At 62.8% G+C, this 16,996-nt stretch carries 9 protein-coding genes and 2 pseudogenes; 7 read left to right on the top strand and 4 right to left on the bottom strand.

The features are described from left to right. The first annotated feature begins 28 nt into the window (after positions 1 to 28). Positions 29 to 6,082, top strand: coding sequence for a PilC/PilY family type IV pilus protein (locus QZ656_RS02910; RefSeq protein WP_291991963.1), 6,054 nt, complete (start codon positions 29 to 31; stop codon positions 6,080 to 6,082). Positions 6,083 to 6,464: 382 nt separating this feature from the next. On the opposite strand, the pseudogene QZ656_RS02905 reads toward QZ656_RS02910, so the two are convergent. Then, positions 6,465 to 6,623 (bottom strand): annotated as a pseudogene (locus QZ656_RS02905) (transposase); the annotation flags it as partial. Positions 6,624 to 6,967: 344 nt separating this feature from the next. On the opposite strand from QZ656_RS02905, the gene QZ656_RS02900 reads away from it, so the two are divergent. The 3 genes and pseudogenes from QZ656_RS02900 to QZ656_RS02890 all read left to right on the top strand — a co-directional run bounded on the left by QZ656_RS02900 (position 6,968) and on the right by QZ656_RS02890 (position 8,777). After that, entirely contained in the window at positions 6,968 to 7,777 is an 810-nt protein-coding gene (locus QZ656_RS02900; protein ID WP_291991962.1) for an NF038132 family protein, read from the top strand. Positions 7,778 to 7,873: 96 nt separating this feature from the next. Beyond that, positions 7,874 to 8,248, top strand: a pseudogene (locus tag QZ656_RS02895) (Tn3 family transposase); the annotation flags it as partial. A gap of 238 nt (positions 8,249 to 8,486) precedes the next feature. Further along, positions 8,487 to 8,777, top strand: coding sequence for a hypothetical protein (locus QZ656_RS02890; RefSeq protein ID WP_291991961.1), 291 nt, complete (start codon positions 8,487 to 8,489; stop codon positions 8,775 to 8,777). Positions 8,778 to 8,998: 221 nt separating this feature from the next. Here the strand turns inward: QZ656_RS02890 and lpdA are convergent, their stop codons facing one another. From lpdA to aceE, 3 genes are read right to left on the bottom strand one after another with little or no spacing between them, the layout of a single operon-like run. After that, a complete protein-coding gene (gene lpdA, locus QZ656_RS02885; RefSeq protein WP_291991960.1) occupies positions 8,999 to 10,750 on the bottom strand; it encodes a dihydrolipoyl dehydrogenase in 1,752 nt (583 codons plus the stop codon). Between the two features lie 13 nt (positions 10,751 to 10,763). Continuing rightward, positions 10,764 to 12,389 carry a dihydrolipoyllysine-residue acetyltransferase gene (gene aceF, locus QZ656_RS02880; protein ID WP_291991959.1) on the bottom strand — a complete coding sequence of 542 codons (1,626 nt, stop codon included), beginning with the start codon at positions 12,387 to 12,389 and terminating at the stop codon, positions 10,764 to 10,766. A 12-nt stretch (positions 12,390 to 12,401) separates the two neighbouring features. Continuing rightward, on the bottom strand, positions 12,402 to 15,095 hold the full coding sequence (aceE, locus tag QZ656_RS02875; RefSeq protein WP_291991958.1) for a pyruvate dehydrogenase (acetyl-transferring), homodimeric type: 2,694 nt from the start codon (positions 15,093 to 15,095) through the stop codon (positions 12,402 to 12,404). A gap of 39 nt (positions 15,096 to 15,134) precedes the next feature. Here aceE and QZ656_RS02870 point away from each other — a divergent pair, with 39 nt between their 5' ends. From QZ656_RS02870 to purE, 3 genes are all read left to right on the top strand, one after another. Beyond that, entirely contained in the window at positions 15,135 to 15,506 is a 372-nt protein-coding gene (locus QZ656_RS02870) for a hypothetical protein (RefSeq protein WP_291991957.1), read from the top strand. Between the two features lie 129 nt (positions 15,507 to 15,635). Next, a complete protein-coding gene (gene folD / locus QZ656_RS02865) occupies positions 15,636 to 16,487 on the top strand; it encodes a bifunctional methylenetetrahydrofolate dehydrogenase/methenyltetrahydrofolate cyclohydrolase FolD (protein ID WP_291991956.1) in 852 nt (283 codons plus the stop codon). Beyond that, positions 16,487 to 16,984 carry a 5-(carboxyamino)imidazole ribonucleotide mutase gene (purE, locus tag QZ656_RS02860; RefSeq protein WP_291991955.1) on the top strand — a complete coding sequence of 166 codons (498 nt, stop codon included), beginning with the start codon at positions 16,487 to 16,489 and terminating at the stop codon, positions 16,982 to 16,984. The genes folD and purE overlap by 1 nt, the downstream gene beginning before the upstream one ends. The last annotated feature ends 12 nt before the right edge of the window (positions 16,985 to 16,996 follow it).

The raw sequence follows: 16,996 nt of genomic DNA, 5'->3' as shown, positions 1-16,996 counted from the left end.
CCCCAGAGTATTTGACGAGGAGTTCGCCATGGAAGCCATCCCACACATGATCCGATCGAGCGCGCTGCTCGCCTTGCTCCTCGTCGCCAGCGGCGGGCACGCGGCCCCCACGCAACTCGCCGCTTCGCCGCTCTCCGGCGCCTCGTCGGTCGAAATATCGCCCAACATCCTGTTCGTCCTCGACGACTCGGGCAGCATGGACTGGGATTACCTCCCGGACTGGGCAGGGCTGAGCACGCAGCTCAATCAGACCCACAACCCGCGCTTCAACGGCATCGCCTACAACCCGGCGGTCACCTATTCCCCACCCAAGTATTTTCAGGCCGACGGCACGCCAGACACCACAACATACCCCAGCCAGATCACATGGACCGCGGTCAAGGACGACGGCTACGGCGTGCAGAGTACCGGCACCAACAACCTGGTCGGCAACGCGTACTACTTCACCACCGTCGCCGGCGAATACTGTACCAACAGGAGCCTGAAGACCTGCAAGGCCCTCAGCGCGCCCAGCGTCGACTATCCCATCCCAGCCTACCTGCGCTGGTGCAAGACCGCCGCCGATGCAGTGGCCCCCACCCCTGCCGATGGCGCGTGCCAGGCGACCGAGGTCGACCCCAGCCCGCCGCCGCCAGACACCCCTGCCAATATTCCGTTCAATTTCCCGCGCATGCCGGCGCCACGCGCCAGCATAATCGCCATCAGCGGCAGCAGCAGCACGTCGATCAGCAGCATCACCGTCGACGCCAGGGAGATCCTGTCAGCGGCCATCGCGGCGAGCAGCTCGCCGACGACGCTGGCCAGCGCCATCGAGGCCAGTATCAATGCCTGCACCTACGGGCTGGCCGGCAACTGCACGATCGTCGGCTACAACGCCGTCGCCACCGGCAGCACGGTCCTTATCAGCGCTCCCGGTATTACCGACCTGGCTCCGGTGATCATCAAGAGTGGTTCGATGTCGATTGCGGCCAGCAGTTTTGCCCGCCCGGCGACCAACCTCGCACCCGGTGAAAACCTGCTGACCGTGATCACCCCGACGACAACCACCTACCCCAAGGCGGTCACCCGCAGCGACTGTGCCGCCAGCGAGTGCACGCATAGCGAGGAAATGACCAACTACGCCAACTGGTGGGCGTATTACCGGACCCGCATGCAGGCCATGAAGACCGCCACCAGCCTGTCTTTCGAGCCGATTGGCAGCAGCTTCCGCGTCGGCTACATGACCATCAACAACAACACGACGACCGACTTCCAGAATATCGACTCGTTCAACGCCGCCCAGAAGAAAGCCTGGTACGACAAACTGTTTACCGCCTATCCAAAGGATGGCGCCTTGACGCCGCTGCGCGTCGCCCTGTCGAACGCCGGGCGCCTCTACGCCGGCCGGCTGAACGAACTGACTTTCAACGGTGTCAAGGTCGTCGACCCGGTCCAGCATTACTGTCAACAGAACGTCACCATTCTGTCGACCGACGGCTACTGGAACGAGGGTGCCGGTTTCAAATGGAACGGCGTCACCGCCGTCGGCGATCAGGACGGCCCGGGGCTCGAAGTCCGCCCGCAGCTCGATGGCGGCAGCCCGCAACTGCAGATGACCACGACGCAGATCGTCAAGACCGAAACGCCCACCTTGCCGACGCTGCGGCAGAAGAAAACCGAGAAGGAACAGAGCCAGAAAGCGCTGCTCGAGATCAGCACCTTCACGCAGATGCAGACGCGGACGTCGCAGCTCCAGAGCCAGGATCCGCAGTGGCAAAGCCGGACCTCGCAACTCCAGATCAGCACCTTCACTCAGCAACAGAGTCAGACGCTGAGCCAGCTCCAGGTACAGACCTCCACCCTGCAAAAAAGGAGCGGCCCGCTGCGCGGGAGAACGGCAAATCTGCAGACGAGAACCAAGACGCAGGATAAGGAAAGCACATCGCAGCTACAAAGCCAGGCGGCGCAGCTCCAGAGCAAGACCTACCAGCTACAGCAGAAGCTGATCCAGGTTCAGAAAAAAACCTCCAGCAACGGCGGCACGACCTGGACCGGCTGGAGCGATGTCGCTACGTGTTCGCCGGTAAATAGCGGCGCCAACCGGGTCCAGTGCCAGACATTGGCGCCGTCAATTTGGAACAGTGTTTCAAGCTGCACGAAAGTGGACGGCGGTGAAACGGGTACCGGCGGCGAATACGACCCCAAGATCTACACCACCGACTCGCAATGCCAGTACACGTCGCCGTCGTGGGTGAACACCGGCGCCTGCACAGCGGTCGCGCAGTCCCCCGGACCGACCAACTACACCGTCGGCGTAGCGGTCGAGTGCCAGACGACGTGGCCGAACCCCTGGGTCGACGCGTCGTCATGCACGACCTCGCCGACCATGAAGTGCCAGTACACGGCTTGGACCGGCTATTCCAATGTCGACTCGTGCACGCCGCAAGCGCAATCCAGCGGGTCGCCGTACACGGTTGGAGTCGCCACTCAATGCACGACGGGCAGCTGGACGCCCTGGGCCGACACCACGGCGACCTGCATCGTGTCGACAAAAGTCGGCTGCCAGTACGGCGGCTGGAGCAACTACGCCATTGACCCGACCTGTGAGGACGTGGGTAAATCCACTGCCTCACCCTATACGGTAACGACGGCCAAGCAGTGCGCAGTGAACTACGGCAACTGGTCCAACGTCGCGAGCAACTCGACGTGCTCCGTCGTGGATTCCGGTGCGACGCAGACGCAGTGCCAATACACCAACTGGACCGGCTGGAGCAACACGGGCGCCTGTACGGCCGTGCCGCAATCGACCAGTTCGCCCTACAGCGTCACGACGGCAAAGAACTGCCAGACCCTCTGGACCACCTTCACCAATGTGCCCAATTGCGTTCCCGACCAAAACACGCAGTGCCAGACGGTGTGGACAGCGTTCGCCAACACCTCTTCGTGCACCAAGTCTGACACGACGGACTGCCAATATACGCCCTGGACAGGCTACTCCAACGTCGCCTCCTGCACCCCGCTGGCCCAATCGACCGGGACAATCTTCACCGTCGGCACCGCCAGGGAATGCCAGTTGACGTGGCCCAACCCCTGGGTCGATGCGAGTTCGTGCACCGCCTCGGATACCAAGAAGTGCCAGTACGAGGCCTGGAGCGGCTGGTCCAACACGGGCGCCTGCAGCGAAGTCGCGCAAGCCAACGACTACAGCGTTAGTCTGGCAAGAGAGTGCCAGACCGACTGGACGCCGTGGACCACAACGGCTTTATGCGACCCCAACGCGCCCAATACGAAATGTCAGACCTCGTGGCCAAACCCCTGGGCTGACTGGACAGGCGATATCGCCTGTGCGACCAGCGAGACGCTGAAATGTAAAACCGTTCCGGTCATCGCCGAGTGGACCGATGACCCCTTGTGCACGGCCGGTTACGTCAAGGGCGTGACCACCTATTGCCAGAACGTCATCCCGCCGCCCGTTACGTCCTTCGTGGCCAGCGTCGACAAGTGCCAGGAAGGAACGTTTGACGGTGTGATCACAACGTGCGACACGCTAACGACGGGCCCGACCAACGTCGGCGTGTGCACCGCAGCAGACGCCAGCGAGGGCAACAACTGGGTTACGACGAAGTGCCCCGTGGTCGCCCTTGGTCCGACCAGCGACACGCTCGCTGACGTCGCGGAATACTACTGGAAGACCGACCTGCGCGACCCCTTGCAGCTTCCGGATCGCTGCACCGGCGGTCCGGTCGTCAGCGGCAACGTCACCACTTACAACGACGTCTGCGTGAACGACGCCAAGAACCCGCGGCAATTCATGAACACCTACACGCTCGGCCTGGGTGCTTCCGGACTAATGCAGTACCAGGCGGACTACCTCACCGCCAGCAGCGGTGATTTCAACAGCCTCAACCTGGGCGTCACTGCTGACCCCGCCACCGGACTGTGTCCGTGGCAAAAGTTCGGCGAGTGCAACTGGCCGAAACCAGAAAGCGACTCGCAGACCAACATCGACGACCTCTGGCACGCCGCCGTCAATGGCCGGGGCACCTACTTCAGTGCTTCGGACCCCGCTTCGCTGGCGACCGGCATCAGTGGCGCTCTGTCCAACGTCGGCGTCAAGGCCGGAGCGCTGGCCGCGGTGACGGTGACCAGCCCGAACCTGGTGGCCGGCAACGAGAACAGCGTCTTCGAGGTCTCGTTCAAAGCCGGCGAGTGGTCGGGTGACGTCGTCAAGCGAACCATCGACGCAAGTACCGGCGAACTTTCGGAGCCGGTCTGGGCGGCACAGGCACTACTCGACGCCAAGGTTTCGGGCGGCACGCACATGGCACGTACGATCTACACCTACGATTCGACGACCGTCCCGCCGACGACCAAACTCAAGCCTTTCCTGTGGGGCAACTTGAGCGCAGCCGAGAAGGCCTACTTTGAGCTGCCGGCGATCAAGACGCTGTCGCAGTTCTGCGAGATCGGGACGATCTGTCTGACCGCCGATACGCAAGCGAATGCCGATGAAGAACCATTGCTCGACTTCGTGCGCGGTGACAAGACCAACGAAGGTCCGCTGGTAAACCTTGGCTCCTACTATCGCCAGCGTGCGCATCTGCTGGGCGACATCGCCGGCTCCGAAGCGGTCTATGTCCGGGGCTCACCCTGGAACTATGCTGACTTGCAATACGGCGCCTTCAAGACCGCCAACAACAGCAGAGCCGCCAGGGTCTACGTCGCCGCCAACGACGGCATGCTGCACGCCCTCGACGCGGCGACCGGCGAGGAAGCGTGGGCGTATGTGCCGAGGATCGTGATGCCCAGTCTCTACAAGCTGGCCGACAAGAACTACGCGGCCCCCACCCGGCATCAGTTCCTGGTCGATGGCACGCCCGTCGCGGGTGACATCTGCGTCAGCGACTGTGCGAGCAGTTCGGCCGTCTGGAAGACCATCCTGGTCGGTGGCCTGAACCACGGTGGCCGCGGCTACTACGCGCTTGACGTCACCGATCCGGCTGCCCCCAAGGGACTGTGGGAGTTTACCGACGACAATCTCGGCTACACCTACGGCAACCCGGTGATCACCAAGCTCAAGGATGGCACCTGGGTGGTGATCGTCACCTCGGGCTACAACAACATCACGCCAGGCGACGGCGAAGGGCGGCTGTTCATCCTCAATGCCGCTTCCGGAGCCGTCATTCGCACCATCAGCACCGGCGTCGGTGACACCACGACGCCAAGCGGACTGGCGCGGATTGCCGGCTGGGCAAACTTCCCCGACAACAACAACACCACGCAGCGCGTTTACGGCGGCGATCAGCTTGGTAACCTGTGGCGCTTCGACATCAACGGCGACGTTCCCGTCACCGTCGATCCGCCGGTCTACGACGCACAGCGGCTGGCACACCTCGTCGATGCCAGCGGCGTCGCGCAGCCGATCACCAGCAAGCCCGAACTCGGCAAGGTCGGCAGCCACTCGGTGGTGTTTATCGGCACCGGCCAACTGCTCGGTTCGGACGACCTGGTAACGGCTCAGCAGCAGTCGCTCTACGCGATCAAGGACCGCCTCACCGGTACCGACGACTATGGCAGCCCAAGGCCATTGGTTCCGGTGCAGGTCGACCCGGTCCCCGGCAGCTTCGTCGCGCAAACGCTGATCGCCGGCGTCTGCCCCGCCGGCAATGCCTACTGTACAGAGGGTGATCCCATCGTCAAGGTCAGCGAACAAAAGCCCGTTGATTTCGACACCAACGACGGCTGGTACATCGACTTCCCGGTCCTCGGCGAAAGGGTCAATACCGACCTGCGCCTGCAACTCGGCACGCTGGCGTTCAACACCAATACGCCGACCACCGGCGCCTGCGTTCCGGTCGGCGTCAGCTTCGCCTACTTCCTTGACTACCGGACCGGTGGCGCTGTCGAAGGAACCGACGGGCTGATCGGCAGCAAACTCGGTGATTACCTGAGCACCGCGCCGAGCGTGATCCGCCTCGAGGATGGCACGATCAAGGAATTGATCAGGACCGACTCCCCGGATACGATCACCGCACCGGTTCCGACCGCACCGACGCCGCTCGATACACGCCGCGTTTCCTGGCGCGAACTGGTTACCGAATAACCCGCCCGCGCAACACCAGAAGGCCGCGAAAGCGGCCTTCTGTCTGACAGTGCCGTAGCGTAAGCAGAGGCGACGCACTTCTCCGTTCAGCATTCACGTCGATTCACGGCCCGTGCACAATGCCAAAAGCCTTCGCCGCGCACTCTTTGGCGACGACAGATTGAGGCCGCCGAGAACCCCTGGCCGCGCTAGTCTGCACCGACCAATTCAAACGGCTGCTGAGACGACGCTTGGGGCGACCCCTTCTTTCGCGGCACATTCCGCTGAACAGGCACTTCACACGCCAAGGCGACGGCAAGCTGAGCAACGTGAAGCTGAATACGCGCGTAGCAGGCCAGGAGTCGGGGTGACGGAGTTTGGCCGCATCCAGATAGACGGTCTTTTCGTCGCCGAGCAGGAACTGCTCGGTTTGGGACACGTCCCCGACATTCGCCGCCGTGCCCACCACCGTATGCACCAGACCGCTCTCGGCATCGACACCCATGTGCGCCAGCATGCCGAAGTGCTATCGGTTTCTCTTCATTGTTGGATGCATCGCCGGCGGTGAGCCTGCGCCTCATTCTTGCCGTCCGAGCCCATCATCAAGACGGGAGGTTTTTTGAGCAATCGAAAACCACAATCCCGGATCACGAAGGAGGGAGCAATATGATCTACCGGCTGCCTGTGTGCCGGCTTCTGGGCGGCGCGACACCCGCCCAACGGGGTGAGCGATTGCCGGAATGCCATGGTAAATCATGTCGGATTTTTTTACAGTGGATCGCCGTATTGCTGATTTATAGCAGCCAAGCCATTGCTTTAATGCCTACCAACATACCTGGCACGGGAATTGCTATTTATTGTTTGCTGGCCAATCGGCTCTAGCAACAAAATTCAAAGGAGAAATAAATGTCTTCAAAACAAAGAGTCCTCGGGTGTGTGACCTCCGCCGCGATTGGCTTGGCGCTGACTGCCGGCGCGGCAAACGCGGCACCACTTCCTACTGGCTGGACCACCAACGGCAACGCCGGCACCTTCTCTGCCACGGACGGTGACGTAACGGTACCGACCGGCTTCAGTTCTTACGTGTGGCTGTCGACGGCGGGCTCGCCCAGCGCTGGCGGTAACTTGCCTGTTCCCCCCTTGACCGGACAGGAGACCAACGGCACCACCGTATCGACGCCAACCTTTACAGTAGCTAGCGGCGACAAACTGAAGTTCGTCTTTAACTTCATCACTTCGGACGGCGCGCAATACACCGAGTACGCTTGGGCCGGGCTGTTTCAAGGTACAAGCACATTCGACTCCTACCTATTCACCGCGCGCACTACGCCGAGCGGCGACACAGTTCCGGGTTTTGGCTTGCCAGGCCTTGGTGCTGGCGTAATGCTGACGCCGGCAACTACTCCGATCATTGCCGGCGGCCCGACCTTCTCGCCTCTGGGCGGTTCTTCAGGGACATGCTATAGCGGTGGTTGCGGCTATACCGACTGGGTCGGGATGGACTACACCTTTACCACGGCGGGTACCTACTCGCTGCAGTTCGGTGTCACCAATGCGCTGGACACCCAATATGACACCGCATTTGCAGTGGCTGGTGTGACCATCAACGACGTGCCTATCGATGATGATGTGCCAGAACCGGCCACACTGGCGCTGCTCGGCGTTGCTTTGGCTGGGCTGGGCACCGGGCGCCGCAAACGTCAGGCTTGCAACTAGGCGCCTGTCGGGCTCATCGCCTGCCAAGCCGGCAGGTTTGACCATACGCAACAAAACGCCGCCGCACTCAGTGCGGCGGCGTTTTGTTACGACCGTAGGAAAGGCACCGTGACGCGCTTTCTGGCGACGTTGCTGCCCGTCATCCAGTTCGACGCCAACTGGGCGGCACGCCCACTGGTGCAAGCGTTGCAATGGCTACATCAGACGCCCGACCATGATCCACCCACCACCATTGTCGGCAAGGGATGGCAGCGCCATGTATTACAGGAGGATTGCCGGGTAGATGCGTTGGCGTTGGCCTTTGCCTTCGGCGCCCTCGACAAATTGCCCGTGGCTATCCGCCGCCGCGATGTCTCGGATCGCCCAAGTTGGCGTTACGCTGATCCGCGCGCGGGTCTGCTGGCCGGTGACAACCGGGAAATCGCGCGGCCAATCGTTTGCCGCTGTTTAGGTTTGAGCGCGCAGCCGGACCGTTACATTCGCGCTGACACGATGCGCGATTCACTAGCTCGCAGCGCGTGTGCAAAGGGTAGGACTTGCGACTCCGTGCGCTGCACCAGCGAGCGCATTCGGAACGAGAGCAATGCTGGTCGCGTCTCGGCGCCTGCTGCCGATGATTGGCACAAATTCTTCGATTGACCGCGAGCGTCGAGGGCGGCGATACTTTCGGCCGTCGCTTCGACTTTTTTGACCCGCCACAGCCCCCTTGATGACCATCCGTCCCCCCCTCCTCGCTGCCCTTCCCGCCTGCCTGCTTGGCTTACTACTCTCCGGTTGCGCCGATAATGTGCTTGTCGGCTATGGTAACGACACCAACTACCTAACCTTCGATCATCAGAATTCCGAAAAGGCGATCGCCGACGTTCGCAGCAGAGCCGAAGGACTGTGCAGACAGCGCAAACAGGTGGCTATAAAGACGGCCGGCGTCTGCTCGCTGACCAAATGCACAACCGACTATCAGTGCGTCGAGCAGGCGGAGGTCATCAAGGACACGCCGTAGAGTCGGGCGCTGCGGCGCGAGCCAGTCGACCGAGATCGCCTGGACAGCCGCGGTCAGGCAGGAAGCCGTCAGCTTCGCGCGTCAGGGTTTCGGCCACCCGCAGCCAACATCGTGGCCGCTCGTGGTGAATGTTTTTGTCACGAAGGAATTCGCGACCCGCACGAAAAGACGCCGCCACACTTCAGTGCGACGGCGTCATTGTACGACCGGAGGGAAGTCCGCTATTTCTTCTTCATCGCCGGCAAGTCGGTACACACGCCCTCGTACACTTCGGCGGCCATCCCCACCGACTCACCCAGCGTCGGGTGCGGGTGGATGGTGTGGGCGATGTCGGCAGCGTCGCAGCCCATCTCTATCGCCAGGCAGATTTCGCCGATCAGATCGCCGGCTTCGGTGCCGACGATGCTGCCGCCGATGATGCGGTGTGTTTCTTCGTCGAAGATCAGCTTGGTGAAGCCCTCCTCCCGACCGTTGGCCAGCGCCCGACCCGATGCCGCCCAGGGGAAAACGCTCTTGCCGAACTTGATCCCTTCCGCGCGACACTGCTCCTCAGTCTTGCCAGCCCAGGCGATTTCCGGATCGGTGTAGGCCACCGACGGGATCTGCAGGGCGTCGAAACAGCGTTTACTGCCGTTCGCGGCCTCGGCGGCGACGTGTGCTTCATGGACGCCCTTGTGCGCCAGCATCGGCTGCCCGACGATGTCGCCGACGGCGAAGATGTGCGGCACGTTGGTGCGCTGCTGCGTATCGACCGGAATGAAGCCGCGGTCACTGACCGCGACGCCGGCCTTTTCGGCAGCCAGCTTGCGGCCGTTCGGCGAGCGACCGACGGCGACCAGCACCAGGTCGAAGGTCTCCTTCTCGTCGGTGCTGTAGGTCACCTCGATGCCAGCGCTGCTGGCCGAGGAAGCGACGACGCCGGTATTGAGCAGGATGCGATCGAAACGGTGCGAGTTCTTCTTCTCCCAGACCTTGACGAGGTCGCGATCGGCACCGGGCATCAGCACCGCCCCCAGTTCGACGACGGTAATTCGCGACCCGAGAGCCGAATAGACGCTGGCCATTTCGAGGCCGATGATGCCGCCGCCAATGACCAGCATGCTGGTCGGAATCTGTCGCAATTCGAGGGCACCGGTCGAGTCGACCACCCGCGGATCGTCCTTGGGCATGAACGGCAAGGCGACGGCTTGCGAACCGGCAGCGATGATCGCTTTCTCGAACCTGACGACCTTTTTCGTGCCGTCGGCGAGAGTCACTTCGACGTGATTCGGGTCGAGAAACTGCCCGACGCCGCGCACGACTTCGACCTTGCGGCCCTTGGCCATTCCCGCCAGTCCGCCGGTCAGCTTGCCGACGACCTTGTCCTTGTGCGCGCGCAGCCTGTCGAGGTCGATGGTCGGGGCGGTAAAACTAACTCCACAGTCGGCCATGTGCTCGGCCTCCTCCATCACCCCGGAGATGTGTAGCAAGGCTTTCGAGGGAATGCAGCCAACGTTCAGGCAAACGCCGCCGAGCGTCGCGTAGCGCTCGACGAGAACGGTCTTCATGCCCAGGTCGGCGCTGCGGAAAGCGGCCGAATAGCCACCCGGGCCGGCACCGAGGACGAGCATCTCGCACTCCAGGTCGGCGCTGCCGCTGATCGCCGCGGCGGCCTGCGGTGGCGGAGCGGCACTGGCCGCTGGCGCTGCCGCAGCTGTCGCCGACGCCGGTGCGGCCGAGGCCGACACGGCATCACCGGTCTCGATCAGCACGACCACCGCGCCTTCGGAGATCTTGTCGCCCAGCTTGACCTTGATTTCCTTGACGACGCCGGCAACGCTGCTCGGAACGTCCATTGTCGCCTTGTCGGATTCGAGGGTCACCAGCGCGTCGTCGACCTTGATGGTATCGCCAACGGCGACGCAGACATCGATTACCGGCACGTCGTGATAGTCGCCGATGTCGGGCACTTTTGCTTCAATGATCTGGCTCATGGTCTTCTCCCGATCAAAGCAGCACGCGTCGCATGTCGGCGAGCAACTGCGCAAGATAAACGTTGAAGCGGGTGGCCAGCGCGCCGTCGATGACCCGATGGTCGGCGCTCAGCGACATCGGCAGGATTAGCCGTGGCGCAAACTCGCGGCCGTTCCAGATCGGTTTCATGACCGACTTGTTGACCCCCAGGATAGCCACCTCCGGCGCGTTGACGATCGGCGAGAAGTAGGTCCCGCCGATGCCGCCAAGGCTGGAGATGGTGAAGCAGGCACCCGACATGTCGGCCGGGCCGAGCTTGCCGTCGCGCGCCTTCCTGGCCAGCTCGCCGCTTTCGACGACGATCTGTGTCACCGATTTCTGGTCGGCGTTCTTGACCACCGGTACGACCAGGCCGTTCGGCGTGTCGGCGGCAAAAGCAATATTGAAATATTGCTTCATTATCAAGTTGTCGCCGTCGAGCGAGCTGTTGAACTGCGGGAATTTCTTGAGCGCCATGACGCTGGCCTTGATCAGGAAGGCCAGCATGGTGATCTTGACGTTACCAAACTGCGCCGACTTCTCGTTCTCCTTGTTCATCGCCACGCGGAAAGCTTCGAGATCGGTGATGTCGGCGTCTTCGTGATAGGTGACCGCCGGAATCATCACCCAGTTGCGCGCCAGGTTCTGCGCCGAGATCTTCTGGATGCGCGACAGCGGCTTGACTTCGACGGCGCCGAATTTGGCGAAGTTGACTTTTGGCCAGGGCAACAGGTCGAGACCGCCGCCGAGCGAAGGCGCAGCGGCCGCTGCCGGACCGGCGCTCATGACGCCCTTGACGTAGCGCGTAACGTCATCCTTGAGGATCCGGGACTTCGGTCCGCTCGCCGTGACCTTGCTGAGGTCGACGCCGAGTTCACGCGCCAACAGGCGCACCGAGGGGCTGGCGTGCGTTCTGGCGCCGAGCGCCAGACCCGCGGCCGGCGGCGCAACGGTTACCGCCGACGGGGCACTGGCGGCCGCGGCCGGGGCGCTTGCGGGAGCACTTGCCGGAGCGGTGCTGGCAGGAACAGCTGTCGCCGCACCACCGCCGCTGTCGAGAACGACGACCACGGCACCGGCGGAGATCTTGTCGCCGAGCTGTACCTTGATCTCCTTGACGACGCCGGCGGCCGATGACGGCACGTCCATGGTCGCCTTGTCGGACTCCAGCGTCACCAGCGCGTCGTCGACCTTGACCGTATCACCGACCTTGACGCAAATGTCGATCACCGGCACATCGCTGTAATCGCCGATATCGGGCACGGTGACCTCGACGCTCGCCCCACCAGCGGCGGCGGGAGCAGCAGCGGGAGCGGCTGCCGGAGCAGCGGCAGGAGCGCTCGCAGGCGCTGCCACCGGTGCGGCGGCGGCACTTTCACCAGCCGCTTCGAGAACCACCACCACCGCGCCTTCCGAAATCTTGTCGCCGAGCTTGACGCGCACCTCCTTGACCACGCCGGCCGCCGACGACGGCACATCCATCGTCGCCTTGTCGGATTCCAGCGTCACCAGGGCATCGTCGATCTTGACCGTATCGCCAGGCTTGACGCAGACGTCGATCACCGGCACGTCGCTGTAATCACCGATATCGGGGACCTTTACTTCGATCATTTGACTCATCAGAGGTCTCCCTTAAACCGTCATCGGATTGGGTTTGTTCACGTCGATTCCGTACCTGGCAATCGCCATGGCCACCGTCTCGCGCTCGATCGTTCCCTCGTCGGCGAGTGCTTTCAAGGCGGCAACGGTGACCCAGCGGCGATCGACTTCGAAGAAGTGACGCAGCTTTTCGCGCGTGTCCGAGCGGCCGAAGCCATCGGTGCCCAGCGTCACGTAGCGACGGTTGATGAACGGGCGAATCTGCTCGGCGTACAGCCGCACATAGTCGGTCGCGGCGATGACCGGACCACGCGTCTCGCCGAGGCACTTCTCGACGTGTGACAGGCGCTGTTTCTCGGTCGGATTGAGCATGTTCCAGCGCTGCACGTCGTTGCCTTCACGAGCCAGTCCGCCGAAACCAGGGCAGCCCCAAAGGTCGGCATCGACGCCCCAGTCGTTCTTGAGCAGCTCGGCAGCGGCAATGACTTCGCGAAAGATCGTCCCCGAACCGAGCAGCTGCACGCGCGGCGTCGCCGGCTTGCTGTCCGACGAGGCGCCGCGGCGCAGCAGATACATGCCCTTGAGGATGTCGGCCTCGGCGCCTGCCGGCATTTCCGGATGCTCGTAGTTCTCGTTCATCACGGTGACGTAGTAGAAGACGTCTTCCTGCTCCTGGTACATCCGGCGCATGCCTTCGCGCATGACCACCGCCACTTCGAAGGAGAAGGTTGGGTCGTAGCTGATGCAGTTCGGAATCAGTCCCGAGAGCACCAGCGAATGACCGTCTTCGTGCTGCAGGCCTTCGCCGTTCAGCGTCGTCCGGCCAGCGGTACCGCCGATCAGGAAACCACGCGCGCGCTGGTCGCCAGCCGCCCAGCAAAGGTCCATGACGCGCTGGAATCCGAACATCGAATAGCAGATGTAGAAGGGGATCATCGGCACGCCGTGCACCGAGTACGAGGTCGCCGCGGCGATCCAGTCACTCATCGCGCCGGCTTCGTTGATCCCTTCCTGCAATACCTGCCCGTCGATCGACTCCTTGTAGAACATCAGCTGGTCATGGTCTTCGGGAACGTACTTCTGACCCTGTTGATTCCAGATGCCGATCTGCCGGAAGAGGCCTTCCATGCCGAAAGTGCGCGATTCATCGGGGACAATCGGGACGACGTGGCGGCCGATCTTCTTGTCCTTGAGCAGGATGTTCAGGAAGCGGACGATGGACATCGTGGTCGACACCTCACGCCCCTCGCCCGACGCCTTGAGCAGCGCCTCGAAGGCCGACAGGTCGGGAATTTCGAGCGCTGCCGCGCTGCGGCGGCGTTGCGGCAGGTAACCACCGAGGTCCATGCGGCGCTGCCGCATGTAGGTCAGTTCGGGCGAGCCTTCCTCGAACTTCAGGTAAGGCAGTTCCTTGAGCTGGTCGTCGGCAACCGGCAGGTTGAAGCGATCACGGAAACGCTTGATCGCCTCCAAATCGAGCTTCTTCTGCTGGTGCGAGATGTTCATCGCCTCGCCAGCCTGGCCCATGCCGAAGCCCTTGATGGTCTTGGCCAGGATCAGCGTCGGCTGGCCCTGGTGTTCGACAGCCGCCTTGTAGGCGCTGAAGATCTTGAAGATGTCGTGACCACCGCGGTTCAACGCCCAGACCTGCTCGTCGGTCCAGTCGGCGACCAGTTCCTTGAGTTCCGGGGTGTTGAAGAAGTGCTCACGGACATAAGCGCCGTCCTTGGCCTTGAAGGTCTGGTACTCGCCGTCGACGGCGTCCATCATCCGCTGCTTGAGGATGCCGCTCTTGTCGCGCAGCAGGAGCGTGTCCCATTGCGTTCCCCAGACCAGCTTGATGACGTTCCAGCCGGCGCCGCGGAAAGTTCCTTCGAGTTCCTGGATGATCTTGCCGTTGCCCCGTACCGGACCGTCGAGACGCTGCAGGTTGCAGTTGATGACGAAGATCAGGTTGTCGAGCTTCTCGCGCGCGGCCATGCCGATGGCGCCCAGCGATTCGACCTCGTCGGTTTCGCCATCGCCCAGGAAAGCCCAGACCTTGCGGTCGCCGGCGTCGATGAAGCCGCGGCTGTCCAGGTACTTCATGAAGCGCGCCTGATAGATCGCCTGGATCGGACCAAGGCCCATCGAGACCGTCGGGAACTGCCAGAAGTCGGGCATCAACCAGGGATGCGGATACGACGAAATGCCCTTGCCATCGACTTCCTGCCGGAAATTGTCCATCTGGTCGTCGGTCAGGCGCCCAAGCAGGTGTGCGCGGGCGTAGATGCCCGGTATTGAGTGCCCCTGGAAAAAAATCAGATCGCCGCCGTGTTGCTCGCCGGGGGCGCGCCAGAACCACGAGAAGCCGACGTCGTAGAGCGCCGCCGCCGAGGCGAACGAAGCGATGTGACCACCGACGTTGGTGTCCCGGTTGGCCCGCACGACCATCGCCATGGCGTTCCAGCGAATGTAATTGTGGATCCTGATTTCGAGATCGGCGTTACCGGGATACTTGGGCTGCTGATCGACCGGGATCGTATTGATGTACTCGGTGGTCGCGCTATAGGGGATGTCGATCCCCTCCTGACGCGCCTGTGAAATCAGGCCATCGATCAGGTAGTGAGCGCGCGCAGCGCCTTCCCTGTCGATTACACCGCTCAGTGCGTCTTGCCATTCCTGGGTTTCTTGCGGGTCGGCATCGGTGCTGGCGGCCGACAGCGCGTTTTCGGGCAGAGCTGCCATGAACTTGTCTCCTGGTCTGCAGAATCGTGAAGTGAAGTTGTGTGCTGCGCCCCAAAGTGGACGGCAGCAGCCAGAGTAGTACGTTGCTGGCTGTCGTGGTACCGCAGCGCAGCAATTGATTTGGTTCCGGATTGTAAAACAGCTTTTTGTATCGTGCAATTTCTGGCCAGCGCGTGGCAGGTCGCCAGCATGCTCGTCGAAGCTATTGACCGTCATATGCGCAAGAAGTTGATCCGCGGCGACGACAAAATGCGCTTCGACCACCGCCGAGCGGCGTCGCCGGTTGGCATCCGGGCATTTGTGGCAACCGCCAGCGACGATGTCGACGCGCACGCCAGCACCTGCTTCGCGGTGCCAGCGAAGACGCAGCGCAGGCCGAAGCGCAAGCCGGTTCCAGTCGATTTGCGATAGAATTCTGCTCCTTCGGCGATCGCTACCAGGACGCCGCGCCGAGCATTGCCGCGCGCCGCGTTTTGCTGGCGCCATGACGCTTTTTTACCTTTTTTCAATCTCCTACTGGCCAATCCAGGAATATCCAAGATGACTGCAAAGATCCTCGACGGCAACGCGCTGGCACAAAAGCTGCGCGCCGATTTCAAGACGCGCGCCGAAGCGCTGGCAGCGCGCGGCACGCGCCCCGGGCTGGCCGTGATTCTGGTCGGTGAAGACGCCGCTTCACAGGTCTACGTGCGCAACAAGGTCAATGCCTGTGCGCAGGCTGGATTTCACTCCGAGAAGATCAGTTACCCGCCCGAAGTCGAAGCGCAGGTGGTGCTCGAAAAAATCGCCGAGCTCAATGCCGACCCGAAAATCCACGGCATCCTGGTGCAACTGCCGCTGCCGAAGCACTTCGACAGCGACGCGGTGCTCAAGGCCATCGCCCCGGCCAAAGACGTCGATGGCTTTCACGCCGAAAACGTCGGCGCACTGGTGCAGGGGCAGCCGCGTTTCATCCCCTGCACGCCCTACGGCGTCATGCAGTTCCTGGCCGACGCCGGCATCGATCCGAAGGGCAAGGAGGCGGTCATCCTCGGGCGCTCGAACATCGTCGGCAAGCCGATGGCGATGCTGCTGATGCAGGCCAGCGCGACGGTCACCATCTGCCATTCGCAGACCCGCGACCTTCCCTTTCACACGCGTCGTGCCGACATCCTGGTCGCCGCGCTCGGCCGCGCCCGCTTCGTCACCGCCGAGATGGTCAAACCCGGTGCCGTCGTCATCGACGTCGGCATCAACCGCCTGCCCGACGGCAAGCTCTGCGGCGACGTCGACTTCGGCCCGGTCAGCGAAGTCGCCTCGGCGATCACCCCGGTCCCCGGCGGCGTCGGGCCGATGACCATCACCATGCTGCTCGCCAACACCCTCGAAGCGGCCGAGAGAGAGGTCGCCTGATGGCCGACCTCGAACCGCTGGTCGGCGTCGTCATGGGCTCGGATTCCGACTGGCCGACGATGCAGGCGGCGGCGGTGATGCTCAAGGACTTCGGCGTTCCCTTCGAAGCGCGCGTCGTCTCGGCGCACCGCACGCCGGACCTGCTCTTCGAATACGCCGCGACAGCCGTCGAGCGCGGCCTCAAAGCGATCATCGCCGGTGCCGGCGGCGCCGCCCATCTGCCGGGAATGCTGGCCGCCAAGACGACCCTGCCGGTGCTCGGCGTGCCGGTGCAGTCGAAGGCGCTGTCGGGGCAAGATTCGTTGCTGTCGATCGTCCAGATGCCGAAAGGAATCCCGGTCGCCACCTTTGCCATCGGCGAAGCGGGCGCCGCCAACGCGGCGCTGTTTGCCGTCGCCATGCTGGCTACCGGCGACGCGACGCTGGCCCAACGTCTCGGCAAGTTCCGCCAGGCGCAGGCCGACAAGGTGCTGGCCATGAAGCTGCCGGAAGTGTGAGCCGCCGCCGCC

Source organism: Candidatus Accumulibacter sp. ACC003 (assembly GCF_907163085.1).
Lineage (GTDB): Bacteria > Pseudomonadota > Gammaproteobacteria > Burkholderiales > Rhodocyclaceae > Accumulibacter.
The sequence above is the reverse complement of the archived record's forward strand: the minus strand, read 5'-3'. Positions and strand labels throughout refer to the sequence as shown.

Excerpts from the sequence above, each read along its gene's own strand:
- QZ656_RS02910 (WP_291991963.1), top strand. The coding sequence starts at position 29 with ATGGAAGCCATCCCACACATGATCCGATCGAGCGCGCTGCTCGCCTTG.
- QZ656_RS02900 (WP_291991962.1), top strand. The coding sequence starts at position 6,968 with ATGTCTTCAAAACAAAGAGTCCTCGGGTGTGTGACCTCCGCCGCGATT.
- QZ656_RS02890 (WP_291991961.1), top strand. The coding sequence starts at position 8,487 with ATGACCATCCGTCCCCCCCTCCTCGCTGCCCTTCCCGCCTGCCTGCTT.
- lpdA (WP_291991960.1), bottom strand. The coding sequence starts at position 10,750 with ATGAGCCAGATCATTGAAGCAAAAGTGCCCGACATCGGCGACTATCAC.
- aceF (WP_291991959.1), bottom strand. The coding sequence starts at position 12,389 with ATGAGTCAAATGATCGAAGTAAAGGTCCCCGATATCGGTGATTACAGC.
- aceE (WP_291991958.1), bottom strand. The coding sequence starts at position 15,095 with ATGGCAGCTCTGCCCGAAAACGCGCTGTCGGCCGCCAGCACCGATGCC.
- folD (WP_291991956.1), top strand. The coding sequence starts at position 15,636 with ATGACTGCAAAGATCCTCGACGGCAACGCGCTGGCACAAAAGCTGCGC.
- purE (WP_291991955.1), top strand. The coding sequence starts at position 16,487 with ATGGCCGACCTCGAACCGCTGGTCGGCGTCGTCATGGGCTCGGATTCC.